Origin of the sequence: Pelotomaculum terephthalicicum JT (assembly GCF_022410535.1) — a bacterium.
GTDB lineage: Bacteria > Bacillota > Desulfotomaculia > Desulfotomaculales > Pelotomaculaceae > Pelotomaculum_D > Pelotomaculum_D terephthalicicum.
Window position 1 is genome coordinate 37844 of the sequence record NZ_JAKNBL010000007.1, and the last position, 13068, is coordinate 50911.

Below are 13068 nucleotides of genomic sequence, written 5' to 3' on the forward strand. Positions count from 1 at the left end.
CACATCCATAATAAAAAACAAGCTGCTATTACTCAATCAGGATAATGTCTTGCTAACCACGGCCGAATTCACGGCGTCTTGGCGGCCGCGGTCCCCGGTCGCGAGACCTTTCCCGGTCGTCCTTGGCGACCTTTCCTGCCGGCGCAGGCACAACATCTTTCTTTGACAGCTTCAACCGGCCTTGATTATCATATCCAATAGTTTTAACCAGAATCATATCCCCTTCTTTGACAACATCCTCAACCTTATTTACCCTGTGGTGTTCAAGCTGGGAAATATGAACAAGGCCTTCTTTACCCGGCAGCCCCAGAACTCCCGGGATAATCTCAACAAAACAACCAAAATCCATCACCTTGGTAACACGCCCGTTATAAATTTCACCGGCCTGGATTTCCTTTGTCAATGATTCGATAATTTGCAGGGCTATTTTACCCTTTTCCTGGTCAACAGACGCAATAAACACCCGGCCATCATCTTCTATATCTATATCAGCACCGGTTTCCTCAACGATTTTTTTAATAATCTTACCACCCGGCCCAATTACGTCACGTATCTTATCCGGGTCAATCGTGGTATGGATAATACGCGGGGCATGCGGCGACAGTTCCGGTCTGGGAGCGGGAATAACCTCAAGCATTTTATTTAAAATATGCATACGACCCTCATGTGCCTGCGCCAGGGCTTGCTCGAACACTTCCCGGGTAATACCGGCGATTTTGATATCCATTTGGAGGGCTGTAATCCCCTTGGCAGTACCCGCGACTTTAAAGTCCATGTCACCAAGGTGATCCTCAAATCCCTGGATATCAGTAAGTACAGCGAGTTTATCGCCTTCTTTAATCAGACCCATGGCAACACCGGCAACCGGCGCTTTAATCGGCACTCCTGCGTCCATTAAAGCCAAACAACTGCCGCATACGCTTCCCATTGAGGTGGAACCATTTGATTCAAGAGCTTCGGAAACAAGGCGAATGGTATAGGGAAATTCTTCTTCATTCGGTATAACCGCGGCAAGCGCCCTTTCTGCCAGTGCTCCATGTCCGATTTCCCTGCGGCCTGGAGACCTGATCGGCCGGGTCTCACCCACGCTGAAAGGCGGGAAATTATAATGATGCATAAATCGCTTGGATTCTTCCACACCTAGACCGTCCAGGATTTGCTCATCCGAAATTGTTCCCAGGGTTACCGCTGAAAGGATTTGAGTTTGTCCCCTGGTAAAAAGCCCGGACCCGTGGGGTCTTGGTAAAACGCCCACTTCAACGGATATCGGGCGCACCTCTGTAATCGCCCGTCCGTCAATACGCGCTCCTTCTGATGTGATCATACTGCGTACGATTTTCTTTTCAACTGCGTCAATAACCGTTCGTATTGAATTTTCTTGTTCCGGAAAGGTTTCGATAAATTGCTCCACCAATTCGTTCTTAACATCATCCAAATATGATTCACGGGCTTGCTTAATAAGTCTTTCGTTTACGCACCGCCGGAGGGCAACCTCAAGTTTTTCCCCGGCCTTCCCGGTTACCGCTTCTATAATGTCAGGCCCTGGTTCGGACATGACAGGCGTTACTTTTTCCCTGGCCAGCCCTAAAGCCAGGGCTTCATCACGAAATTCCTCAATAAAGCTAACGATTTCTTTCACAGCGTCATGTCCGAAAGATATCGCTTCCAGCATGACCGCTTCCGGAATCTCACGGGCACCCGCCTCTACCATCATTACCGCGTCTCCGGTACCGGCAACCACCAGGTGCATTTCACTTTTTTCGTTCTGGGCTAAAACAGGGTTGATTATAAACTGCCCGTCCACCCGGCCGACAATAACACCGCCAATCGGGTATTTAATAGGGATTTCCGAGATGTGCAACGCCGCTGAAGCGCCGATCATGGCGGCTATTTCCGGTGCGTGGTCCTGGTCCACGGACATTATTGTGGCGATAACCTGGACCTCGTTGCGCATTTCTTTAGGGAACAGGGGGCGGATTGGCCGGTCGATCAATCGTCCGGAAAGAACGGCCTTCTCACTGGGACGGCTCTCTCTTTTTATGAAACCGCCCGGTATCTTTCCCACAGCGTAAAACCTTTCCTCATAATCCACCGTAAGTGGAAAGAAATCAATCCCTGCCCTGAGGTGGCCTGCCATAGTAGCGGTTACCAGGACGGTGGTATCCCCGTAACGGACAAAAACAGAACCACTCGCTTGTTTTGCCAGCCTGCCGGTTTCTAAGATCATCGGGCGACCACCGACGAGAATTTCTTTAATTAAAACTTGGTTATTTAACATTGAGTAGCAATACCTCCCGTAACAGACATGAAACATTTAACAAAATATATCTTCGACATTCTTAATATTATTTCCTTTCGGGGTAGAATAAAATACACAAACCCCCGCATATGACGAAGAAGCGGGTGAATTAGCCCGCTTCAAAAACATCGCTACTTTCTTAAACCAAGTTTTTCGATAAGTGAACGATATCGATCAAAATGCCGGTCACGCAGATAGTTTAGCAAGGCCCTTCTTTGGCCAACCATCTTAAACAAACCACGGCGTGAGTGGTGGTCACCTTTATGCAACTGCAAGTGACCGGTAAGGTTGTTAATCCTTTCCGTCAAAATAGCAACCTGTACTTCCGGGGAACCAGTGTCGTTATCGTGAAGCTTATGTTGGGATATAATGGATTGCTTGTCTTCAGTAGTCAAAGCCATGCTGTTCACCTCCTTTTTGGGAAATCGCTGCCGGCCAAGTCAACCGCCGGAGAACATGTTACCTAGCCTGCAGTTCTTCGGGAAGGCTACTTCCCGATTATTGTTATGACCAGGCGGCCGCCTGGTATATCTTTGGCAACAATATCAAACACTCTGCCAGGCTTAGCTAAAAAACCACGGAATCTGGTAGCCGTCGGTATGCGTCCTGGTATGCCGCTGGCAGCGTTAATGATGTCCGCTATAGTGATTCTATCCTGTCTCATATCCCGTAATCGCTTGCGGGCGTGTTCCGTAATAATAACCTTCATCCTGTTTACACTCTAATACGCGTTAGATTGGTACATTCGTTCTTCTCCCTCTTGCGCGAGAAAGGCATATAGGGCATCCTGGAAGGCTGTTAACCGGACATTCTCAATGTTTGACTGGTTGTAAATGCACTCCAGCTCTTTTTTCAGAGACTGGAATTCCTCGCTCAGGCAAATCAGAGCGATATAATTGAGCCACTTTTTAATCTCCTCCTCGGGAGAATCGAACTTTGGCACAGTCAAGGTTAACGCCTCCTCTCATGATACGGGACGTTTAACGCGATAATTGTAGCACAAATCAAACGCTTATGTAAACGCTGCCCATAAAATTATATTGAAAATCGTTATTTTTTATTCATTTGCTTTCGACCCCCGCCCGGGTTTCCATAATATCTTGCTCTATTTGTTTAACCAGGTCGGTTGATGTCGGAAATTTTTTTTCCCCTCTTAACCGCCTGATAAATTTCACTTTGATATTCTTCCCATAGAGATCCTGGTAAAAATCCAGCAAATGCACTTCAATATTCCTTGCGTTACCTTGAAATGTCGGCTTGACGCCGATATTTGCCACGCCAAGATAGGTTTCACCGTCTACATAAACCTTAACCGAATAAACACCATCCGCAGGAACCAGCATTTTTCGATCTATATTCAGGTTGGCGGTAGGAAAACCAAGAGAGCCGCCACGCCTTTCCCCCGTTACGACCTGCCCCTCGATAAACGGATAATACCCTAGAAATTTGGCTGACTCAACCACCTGGCCTTTCATTAACAACTCCCTAATCAGGGAACTGCTGACTACCTGACCTTCAACTATTACCGGAGGAACCACACGCAGCTGGTAGTTGTATTTAGAAGCTTGTTCTTCCAGTAAGTCCGGCGTTCCCCGGCCATAGTGTCCGAAAGTATAATTATATCCAACTACAACCCCACTGGCCCCCAGTTCTTCATGCAGCACTGTCTTGATAAAATCTTCCGGTGAAAGCTTGGCAAATTCAAGGTCGAAAGGTACCAGCAACAATACTTCTACGTTTAGTTTGGCTATAAACGCCTGTTTCGCTTCATGTGATAGCAGCAACGGAGGACAATTATCCGGGTACAAGACAGCCAGTGGATGAGGATGAAAAGTAAAGACAGCCGGTGTACCACAAATTTCATTGGCCATACTCACTATTTCAGAAATCAGTTTTTGGTGGCCGATATGCACACCGTCGAAGTTCCCCATTCCAACTACCAGCTTTTTATGTTTATACTTTAAGCCATGCCAATGGCGGTAAACATGCAAGTTAACAACCTCCTGCCTGAACGGAACCGGTTCGGTCGTATATTAATTATTCAGGCATTCAGATTCAGCAGTCGTAAATTCAGAATGCTTCAAGACGATAAACCATCTCTCATTCCGACTCCTGACTCCTGACTCCTGATTAGTACTTCCATATTTTCGTTAGCTGCACCATTAGTGTTACCTAGCAGCGCTAGCAACGATTACCTTATATAATATAATTATACAAGCACACAAACGGTTTTAAATACTAACCTGCTCGGATCTGCCGGATCATAGCCGGTCTCAGCTACCGCTAACAACCCCTCCGGGCCTTGCAGGCGAACAAGAACACCTTCGGTCAACCCGTCAGGCAATTCAGCCACTCCAGGTAAAAAAAGCTTTGAGCCCGAACTGACCGCTGCAACCGCCGCGCTCTTTACTCTAACAGGCGGTAATCCTAATAAAGCTTCTTCCACAGGAATAATGATATTAGAAGCATTATTACCTGCTTTCCCTACAGCAGCAAATGACTTAATATCTTCCAGCGTGCATGAATCAGCAATTTCAAAAACGCCTGCTCTTGTGCGCACCAAAAAAGACATATGAGCGCCGCATCCCAGGTGATCGCCGATATCCTCACACAGTGTCCGGACATATGTTCCCTTGGAGCAGGTTAAGTGCACCAGCGCCACCGGTTTAGGCCCACCCCAACCGGCGCCGTCAATATAATCAAGCTTATTAATGGTGACCGCCCGTGCCCGGCGTTCGACCGTCAAACCTGCTCTGGCCAGTTCGTACAGCTTTTTCCCATGCCACTTTAGCGCGGATACCATCGGCGGCACCTGGCTAATCTCCCCGGTAAAAACCGGCAGTGATGCTTTAACGCTTTCCGCGGTCAAATATGAAGCGTCACACTCGCCTATTACTTCACCAAAGGAGTCCCCTGTGGAAGTTACGGTACCAAAAGTAATCTCCGCGCGGTACTCTTTATCGTCCCCGGCAATAAACCGGGCCGCGCGGGTGGCACGGCCCAGGCAAACAACCAGCACCCCGGCTGCTCCGGGGTCCAGCGTTCCGGTATGTCCCACCTTATTTATTTTAAATGTGCGGCGGATAAAATCAACCACATCGTGAGAGGTCATCCCGGGAGGTTTCAGCACGTTGATTATCCCATTCATATCACAATCCCGCTCCTCCGGCTGCATGAACTGCCGCCGCAACCACCTCTTTTTCAATTGTACTAATCTTTCCCGCGATTTCACAGCCAGCGGCGCGCAAATGACCCCCGCCACCCAGAAAAGATGCCAGGCGGTTAACGTCCACCGTTTTTTTTGATCGGAAACTAATTTTATATTTGCCGTCCGGCAGCTCATGAAAGAGCAATCCCACTTCAACGCCTTTAATTGACCGGGCGTAGTTCACAATTCCTTCCGTATGTTCATCTTTCGCCCCGGTGTCCCGCAGCATGTCACGGGTGATAATCATCCAGGCTACTCGGCCGCAATCGCTAAATGAGAGGGTTTTCAACGCTGCGCTTAATAAAAGCTGAGAAACCCGCGATTTTTCTTCATAAAGAAGAACGTTTATCCGGGAAAATGGTACGCCCATTTCAATTAAATGAGCCGCTCGCCTATGTGTATTGGGGGTGGTACTCTCATATTGAAATGAACCGGTATCTGTAACTATCGCCGTATACAAACAAATTGCCATGTCTAAAGAAATATTAACTTTCATTAACTGCAGCAAGTCAAATATGATTTCTCCGACCGCCGCCGCCTGAGGGTCAATATACCTGTATGTACCGTAAGAATTTGTGCTGGCATGATGATCTATATTAATTACAGTCAAATCACGCCCGGGCAAATCCCGGTAACCGCTACCCAATCTTTCCGTTACGGGACAATCCAAAGCAATTAGCGTGTCGTAAGCGCCTTCCGGCGGGCTGCCGACCCGGTAATCCTGGATGCCCGGTAAAAACTCATATATCTCAGGAATAGGATCGGGACCGGCAACGGTTGCTTGTTTGCCAAGCTGTCTCAATATCATCGCTAATGCCAGTACCGATCCGAGGCAGTCACCGTCGGGCATGATATGACCGCATATCAACGCATGCTTTACGTTGCTGATGGCCCGGGCAATCACCTCAAGCTTATTCATCGGAGGGGCCACCTTTCTCCCGGACTTCTTCCATAAGCTTAATTAAGCGCGCGCCCTGCCCTATTGATTGATCTAGTTTAAAAGCGATCTCCGGAGTGTAACGGAGCCGGATTCGCTTGCCCAACTCACTTCTGACAAATCCCTGCGCTTTCGCGAGCGCTTCCATAGAAGCCTTTTGAGCGGCGGGCTCTCCGTAAACGCTGGCAAAAATATCAGCATAACGTAAATCCTTTGATACTTTTACTGCAGTTATGCTGACGAAACCTATCCGCGGATCTTTTATTTCATCCCTCAGCAAATCAGAAACTTCCTTTTTTATAGCTTCCGCTAAACGTTCAGAACGGAAAGACATTGCCTAACACCTCCTAGTAAGAGGTTAGTGATTATATATAACTTTGACTATCTACATTTAAGCGAGTTCCCTTTTAACAGCTTCAACGGTAAATGCCTCAACAACGTCTCCCTCTTGCATCTCATTGAATTTTTCAAAAGCAAGGCCGCACTCGTATCCTTGCAATACTTCTTTCACGTCGTCTTTAAACCGCTTTAGAGAATTTAATTTACCCTCATGAATTACTATGCCGTCGCGCACCAGCCGAACGCCGGCATCCCTTTCTATCTTGCCTTCCATAACATAGCAGCCCGCTATAGTACCTATTTTTGAAGCCCTGAATATCTTCCTTATTTCCGCCCTGCCCAGAGCCACTTCTTTATATTCCGGCTCAAGCAAGCCGCTCATGGCCGCCTTAACGTCTTCTATGGCCTCGTATATAACCCTGTACAGCCGTACGTCAACCTTCTCATTCTCCGCAGCTTTCCTGGCGTTTACATCCGGACGCACGTTGAATCCCAATATGATGGCGTTAGATGCCGACGCCAGCATGATATCAGTTTCAGAAATGGCGCCTACTCCGCCATGGATAATGTTAACCTTCACCTCTCCGGTATTTAACCGCTCCAGCGCCTGCCGCAAAGCTTCAACCGAACCCTGCACATCCGCTTTGACGATAATGCCCAGTTCTTTAATCTGGCCTTCCTGGATGCGCTTAAATAAGTCGTCCAAGGACACCCTGGTGGTGGTTTTTAACTCTTCTTCCCTTTTCTTTATCTGTCTGCGTGAAACAATGCTTCTGGCAAGCTTCTCATCCTGGACAACAATAAACACGTCGCCCGCCATCGGTGTTTCCGAAAAACCCAATACCTCAACCGGCATGGAAGGCCCGGCTTTTTTTACACGACGCCCTTTATCGTCAATCATGGCGCGTACCCGCCCGATGGCGGAACCGGCAATAATGTTGTCGCCAATCTTCAGAGTACCGTTTTGCACCAGCACGGTGGCTACCGGACCGCGACCTTTATCAAGTTCCGCCTCTATCACTGTTCCCCTGGCCGGACGCTCAGGGTTGGCCTTTAATTCTTTCATTTCAGCCACCAGCAGGATCATTTCCAGAAGGTCTTTCAACCCTTCACGTTTGACGGCTGAAACATTAACACAGATAGTATCCCCGCCCCACTCCTCGGCTATCAATCCTTGTTCAGTAAGCTCCTGTTTGACCCGATCAGGGTTGGCTCCGGGTTTATCCATCTTGTTAATGGCCACAATAATCGGCACTTCCGCCTCTTTGGCGTGATTTATCGCCTCTATGGTTTGAGGCATTACCCCGTCTTCAGCCGCAACTACCAGGATGGCAATATCGGTGACCTGTGCGCCACGCGCCCGCATAGCCGTAAAAGCTTCATGTCCCGGCGTGTCTACAAAAGTGATTTTCTTTCCACCATGCTCAACCTGATAGGCACCAATATGTTGAGTAATCCCGCCGGCCTCTGTGGCAGTCACATTGGTCTGTCTGATGGCGTCTAACAGAGAAGTCTTGCCATGATCGACATGTCCCATCACAGTAACGATACAAGGTCTTGGATTTAACTGTTCAGCATCCTCTTCCGGTTCCTGCATCAGCAACGCTTCCAGATCAACCGGAAGCTTAACCTCAACCTCATATCCGAATTCCACGGCCAGCAAGCTTGCGGTATCGCTGTCAATCTCCTGATTTATTGTTGCCATCACACCAAGCTGCATCAGTTTTTTGATCAGCTCAGCCGGGCTTTTGTGGATCTTTAAAGCCAATTCTTGTACTGTTATTGATTCACCTATTACTACGGGTTTCTTTTCTACCGGTTGAGCCGGCCCAACCGGGCGACTTTCCTGGGTTTTAACGGCTCCTTTTTTACGCGGACCTGCAGCAGTCCTTGAACGCAGTTTTTCGTCAGTATTATCCAAGCTCACAGAACGTTTATCATAACGCCCCTTACTATTCAGTCGCCCAATCTGCGACTTTGGTTTATCCTGAGTCTTTGGTCTATCAGCGCCTTTATTATCGTACCGCCCCTGCGGCCTCGCCGCCATTGTTGAGTCTGTTTTCGTCCTGGCGCCTTGGCCGGCGCCGGCCTGAACGGGTCGTTCAAACGGTTTCTGTCTTGCCTCTGGCTGACCGGCCGGTCTGGCACCTCGCTCATTCCATCGCTGTGGTCTAGCACCCGGGGAACCGGTTGCACCAGCCGGTCTGGGCGCTCCCTGCTGTCTATTGTCGACAGACCGGCCCGGCCCTGTTTTGTGGCGATCATAACGGGGGGCCGGATTTTTATCTTGAGGAGGCCGGTTTTGCTGTTGTTTACCCTGCATTGGGCGCTCCTGGCGGCCGCCTTCCATTTGCGGCCGTCTGTTTTGCATGCGATCTTGTGAAGACTTTTCCGGACGCCCGCCATCGGGTCTACCACCCTGTGGCTGGGTTGGCTGAAACCTGTTTTGTTGAGGACTGTCGAATGCTTGACGATCCCTATGCCCTTCAACAGCTTTACCTCTTACACCCTGGTTATTTTTTTGCTGACCCTCAATTCTTCTTTGCAAAGTTTTTTCTCCCGGCACCGGTTTTTCTTCGAAACGCCTGTCCGGTGGACGGGAAGGAACACGGTCAACTAAGCCAGGACCACGGTAATAGTTAGCCTCCGGGGCCTTGCCGCCTTTTTTTTGCTCAATCTGCTGCCCTCCCGTTTTCCGGGTCTTTCTAAAATCTGCAGCTAAAGACTCGCTCTTGTTCTCCACCTTTTGCTTCTGAGATACGGCAGGTGCCGGCTCGAGCACTGTTTTCCCAACCTCTGGAGTTTCTTTTTTGTATAACTTCAGTAAACGTTCAACATCATTATCCTCCAGCGCGCTCATATGAGATTTAACGTTTACTCCCATACCGCTCAATTTATTAATTATTTCCCTGCTTTCTATGTTAAGTTCTTTTGCTATTTCATGCACCCGTTTTTTCACCATATGCTCACCTCCATGATATATATCTTGTACGAACTACATCTCCCCTTTCAACTATCAAATGTTTACCGAGACAGGGATACTTTACGGATACTCACCCGTTTCCAACTCCGCACAACAATAAATAATGCTAGAATCTTTTATATCCACTTAATGGCCGCTAACTTTCATTAATTCCTTTGCCAGGGCGTCAAAAACTTCGGAGGATATTGGGCTTTTCAAAGCCTTTTCAAGTTTCTTCCCCTTAACTGCTTTTTTAAAACAATCTTCACCAGGACAGATATAAGCGCCACGTCCGGAGCGTTTTCCAGTAAGATCAATCTCAATTGTATCATCAGGTGTACGCACCAGCCGGATCAACTTTCTTTTAGGTTTCATTTCCTGGCAACCGACACACATCCTTTGGGGTATTTTTTTTACCCTAGGCACCGCCCCTACCTCCTATTTATACTATTCATCCGGACTTTTGTAAACTTCACCGCATTCCTCAGAATATATTTCCTGCATTTGTGACTCACTCTTAATATCTATCTTCCAGCTGGTCAGTTTTGCCGCCAGACGCGCATTCTGTCCTTCTTTGCCGATTGCCAAGGATAGTTGGTAATCCGGTACAATTACCCTGGCTATTTTTTCCTCATCCCATACTTCAACAGCCATCACTTTTGCCGGACTTAGGGAACTGGCAACAAACTTTGACGGGTCCGGGTTCCATTTAATAATATCAACCTTCTCACCATTCAGTTCATTGACAATGTTCTGAACTCTCATCCCCTTTGGACCGACACAAGCCCCCACCGGGTCGACATTCTCATCTTTTGAATATACAGCTATCTTCGAGCGGGCACCCGCTTCACGCGCAATCGCTTTAAGCTCCACAATACCTTCCTGCAATTCAGGAACCTCCAATTCGAAAAGGCGCTTCAATAAACCGGGATGGGTACGTGAAACCATGATTTGAGGCCCTTTGGTTGTTTTTCTCACCTCGACGATATACACCTTGATTCTTTCACCGTGCCGGTAATCTTCACCCGGCATCTGCTCTGAAGGCATTAAGATAGCTTCCGTTTTACCCAGCTCAATCAATACATTTTTTTGTTCAAACCGCTGCACTGTGCCTGTGACTATTTCTCCCTCGCGATTTACGAACTCCTCAAAAACAATATTTCTTTCCGCCTCGCGAATTCGTTGCACTACCACCTGCTTCGCTGTTTGTGCGGCTATGCGGCCAAAATTTCTCGGGGTAACTTCAGCCTCAACAATATCGCCCACCTGATAATTGGGGTTTATTCTTTGCGCTTCCTCCAAATCAATCTCCAGACGCGGGTCTTCCACCGACTCTGTTACCGAGCGCTGGGTATAAACTTTAAAATCTCCGGTCTCGCGCTCAATATGGATCCGGGCATTTTGCAGAGAGCCAAAATTCCGTTTATAGGCAGATTGCAAAGCCGCTTCAATAGCTTCCAGCAAAACATCTACCGCGATGCCCTTCTCCTTCTCCAAATCTCTTAAGGCCTCTAAAAATTCTATATTCATCCTACTTCCCCCCCCTCAAGCTCAAAGTACCCCTGCCAGCCGCGCCGATGCAATCTGTTCCAAGGGAATAAATAATTCCGCGCCATCCATATCAATCACCACGTCGCCCATGCGTGTGCCCGCAAGACGGCCGCTAAACTTCTTCCGGCCGTTAATAGGTGCAAAAGTGGCAATAACAATATTTCTCCCCCTAAACCGGGTATAATCTTCAACCTTTTTTATAAGTCTATCAATACCGGGTGAAGACACCTCCAATGTATAAGAATGCGAAATTGGCACCTTTTCATCAAGCAACCTGTCGATTCTCTCGGAAACAAAACGGCAATCCTCGTGGCTGATTCCCTCAGGTTTATCAATAAAAATTCGCAGATACCAACGGCCGCCTTCTTTTAAGAACTCAACATCCACCAGTTCCAGATCAGCCTCCTGAACGATTGGTAAAGCTATCTGTTCGACCAGTTTCACAACTTGAAGACTCGCCACCAGAAACCCTCCTAATTATCCACTGTTTGCGAATATAACCTTTGACTGCGTGATAAGACGAAAGAGTGGGAATTACCCACTCTTTGAAAAGACCAAAAAATAATACGTTGCTGACGCACTGTTACCGGTACTACTATATCATAAAAGACATTTGTTGACAAGGGCTATCTTTTTAGGCTGTTTGCAACAGCCTCCTCCATAATACTAACGGCGTCACTCGCCGCCCTAGGTTTACCTAGGGTGATGGCGGACCGGGTCATTATTTCCAGGCGGCCGGCATCTTGCAAGTACGATTTAACCTGTCCGGCCAGATTCCTTTCGTCAACCCTCAACCCTGCCCCCGCCCCCGCCAGGAATTGCGCGTTTCTTTCTTCCTGACCCGGCAGCGGATCAATAATAAATACAGGCAGGCCCATCGCCATTGCCTCCGCGCAAGACAAACCGCCCGGCTTGCCGATCAGCAAGTCCGCCGCCGCCATTAACTCATGGATGTTGTTGACGTAGCCGTAAATCTTTACTGCACAGGACATGTCAGGCGCGAGCTTTACCAGCCTTTCCTTAAGTAGGTCATTAGTACCGGCAACAACCATCAGCTGGCAATCATCAAAAGACTCTCCCAACGTTTTCATGGCAGACTCCAGGTTTCCCATGCCCAGTCCGCCGCCCGCAACTAATATCGACGGGAGTTCAGGATTCAACCCGAGCTTTTCCCGTAATTCCTTCTTATTATATTTCCTTTCGAAAGCCGGATCTATCGGTATCCCGGTAGCCCGCACATTTTCCGGCTTAATCCCGAACGCCGCACATTCAGGCTGTAATTGCTCGTCGCCGATCAGGTAATAATCCACTCCCGGGAATATCCAAAAAGAATGTATGGTAAAATCCGTGATAGCCGCCAAAACAGGTCCCGTAAACATACCTTTCTTTTTCATGTGAGACATAATCCCCACTGGGAAAGGATGCGTGCAAACTATTACTTCCGGTTGAAAATCCTTGATATACTTCACCAGCTTGGGCGCAACCAGCAGGTTTAAGATACGGTTGAATTCGAGCTTACCGCGTCCTGATAAAGGCTGCCCTTTCTCCGCCTGTCGGTACAAGTAACCGTATACAACCGGACTCATTTTCAGAATTTCCATATACGTGCCTAAGACTACTTTTTCCAGAAAAGGACTGGCATAGCGGAAAGTGTCCAGAATGGATACTTCTGTTTCCGGATAAAGGTTACCGGCTGCTTTTTTAATAGCTTCAGCCGCCCGCATATGCCCGTTACCAACGGTAACTGATAAAACAAGTATTTTTTTTAACAT

At 48.0% G+C, this 13068-nt stretch carries 13 protein-coding genes; all 13 read right to left on the reverse strand.

Annotation, left to right across the window (positions count from 1 at the left end; genetic code table 11):
- Window positions 1–52 precede the first annotated feature (52 nt).
- Window positions 53–2278, reverse strand: coding sequence for a polyribonucleotide nucleotidyltransferase (locus tag L9W92_RS06780; protein ID WP_240082988.1), 2226 nt, complete (start codon window positions 2276–2278; stop codon window positions 53–55).
- A gap of 152 nt (window positions 2279–2430) precedes the next feature.
- Complete coding sequence (gene rpsO / locus L9W92_RS06785; RefSeq protein ID WP_240082989.1) at window positions 2431–2700, reverse strand: 30S ribosomal protein S15; 270 nt, start codon at window positions 2698–2700, stop codon at window positions 2431–2433.
- A gap of 86 nt (window positions 2701–2786) precedes the next feature.
- Entirely contained in the window at window positions 2787–3008 is a 222-nt protein-coding gene (locus L9W92_RS06790; RefSeq protein WP_240082990.1) for a hypothetical protein, read from the reverse strand.
- 12 nt (window positions 3009–3020) lie between these two features.
- The gene (locus L9W92_RS06795; RefSeq protein WP_240082991.1) at window positions 3021–3248 is read right to left on the reverse strand and encodes a hypothetical protein; all 228 of its coding nucleotides are present in this window, start codon (window positions 3246–3248) and stop codon (window positions 3021–3023) included.
- Between the two features lie 112 nt (window positions 3249–3360).
- Entirely contained in the window at window positions 3361–4290 is a 930-nt protein-coding gene (locus L9W92_RS06800) for a bifunctional riboflavin kinase/FAD synthetase (protein ID WP_240082992.1), read from the reverse strand.
- Between the two features lie 218 nt (window positions 4291–4508).
- Window positions 4509–5447 carry a tRNA pseudouridine(55) synthase TruB gene (gene truB / locus L9W92_RS06805; protein WP_240082993.1) on the reverse strand — a complete coding sequence of 313 codons (939 nt, stop codon included), beginning with the start codon at window positions 5445–5447 and terminating at the stop codon, window positions 4509–4511.
- A gap of 1 nt (window position 5448) precedes the next feature.
- The gene (locus L9W92_RS06810; RefSeq protein WP_240082994.1) at window positions 5449–6426 is read right to left on the reverse strand and encodes a DHH family phosphoesterase; all 978 of its coding nucleotides are present in this window, start codon (window positions 6424–6426) and stop codon (window positions 5449–5451) included.
- Entirely contained in the window at window positions 6419–6778 is a 360-nt protein-coding gene (gene rbfA, locus L9W92_RS06815) for a 30S ribosome-binding factor RbfA (protein ID WP_240082995.1), read from the reverse strand. The genes L9W92_RS06810 and rbfA overlap by 8 nt, the downstream gene beginning before the upstream one ends.
- A gap of 57 nt (window positions 6779–6835) precedes the next feature.
- On the reverse strand, window positions 6836–9745 hold the full coding sequence (infB, locus tag L9W92_RS06820) for a translation initiation factor IF-2 (protein ID WP_240082996.1): 2910 nt from the start codon (window positions 9743–9745) through the stop codon (window positions 6836–6838).
- 147 nt (window positions 9746–9892) lie between these two features.
- On the reverse strand, window positions 9893–10171 hold the full coding sequence (rnpM, locus tag L9W92_RS06825) for an RNase P modulator RnpM (RefSeq protein WP_240082997.1): 279 nt from the start codon (window positions 10169–10171) through the stop codon (window positions 9893–9895).
- Window positions 10172–10192: 21 nt separating this feature from the next.
- On the reverse strand, window positions 10193–11275 hold the full coding sequence (nusA, locus tag L9W92_RS06830) for a transcription termination factor NusA (protein ID WP_240082998.1): 1083 nt from the start codon (window positions 11273–11275) through the stop codon (window positions 10193–10195).
- A 21-nt stretch (window positions 11276–11296) separates the two neighbouring features.
- Entirely contained in the window at window positions 11297–11758 is a 462-nt protein-coding gene (rimP, locus tag L9W92_RS06835; protein WP_240082999.1) for a ribosome maturation factor RimP, read from the reverse strand.
- Between the two features lie 164 nt (window positions 11759–11922).
- Window positions 11923–13068 carry an MGDG synthase family glycosyltransferase gene (locus L9W92_RS06840; RefSeq protein ID WP_240083000.1) on the reverse strand — a complete coding sequence of 382 codons (1146 nt, stop codon included), beginning with the start codon at window positions 13066–13068 and terminating at the stop codon, window positions 11923–11925.

Coding starts and splice junctions, on each gene's coding strand:
- L9W92_RS06780 (WP_240082988.1), bottom strand. CDS start 2,278: ATGTTAAATAACCAAGTTTTAATTAAAGAAATTCTCGTCGGTGGTCGC.
- nusA (WP_240082998.1), bottom strand. CDS start 11,275: ATGAATATAGAATTTTTAGAGGCCTTAAGAGATTTGGAGAAGGAGAAG.
- L9W92_RS06810 (WP_240082994.1), bottom strand. CDS start 6,426: ATGAATAAGCTTGAGGTGATTGCCCGGGCCATCAGCAACGTAAAGCAT.
- truB (WP_240082993.1), bottom strand. CDS start 5,447: ATGAATGGGATAATCAACGTGCTGAAACCTCCCGGGATGACCTCTCAC.
- rpsO (WP_240082989.1), bottom strand. CDS start 2,700: ATGGCTTTGACTACTGAAGACAAGCAATCCATTATATCCCAACATAAG.
- L9W92_RS06840 (WP_240083000.1), bottom strand. CDS start 13,068: ATGTTAAAAAAAATACTTGTTTTATCAGTTACCGTTGGTAACGGGCAT.
- L9W92_RS06790 (WP_240082990.1), bottom strand. CDS start 3,008: ATGAAGGTTATTATTACGGAACACGCCCGCAAGCGATTACGGGATATG.
- rbfA (WP_240082995.1), bottom strand. CDS start 6,778: ATGTCTTTCCGTTCTGAACGTTTAGCGGAAGCTATAAAAAAGGAAGTT.
- infB (WP_240082996.1), bottom strand. CDS start 9,745: ATGGTGAAAAAACGGGTGCATGAAATAGCAAAAGAACTTAACATAGAA.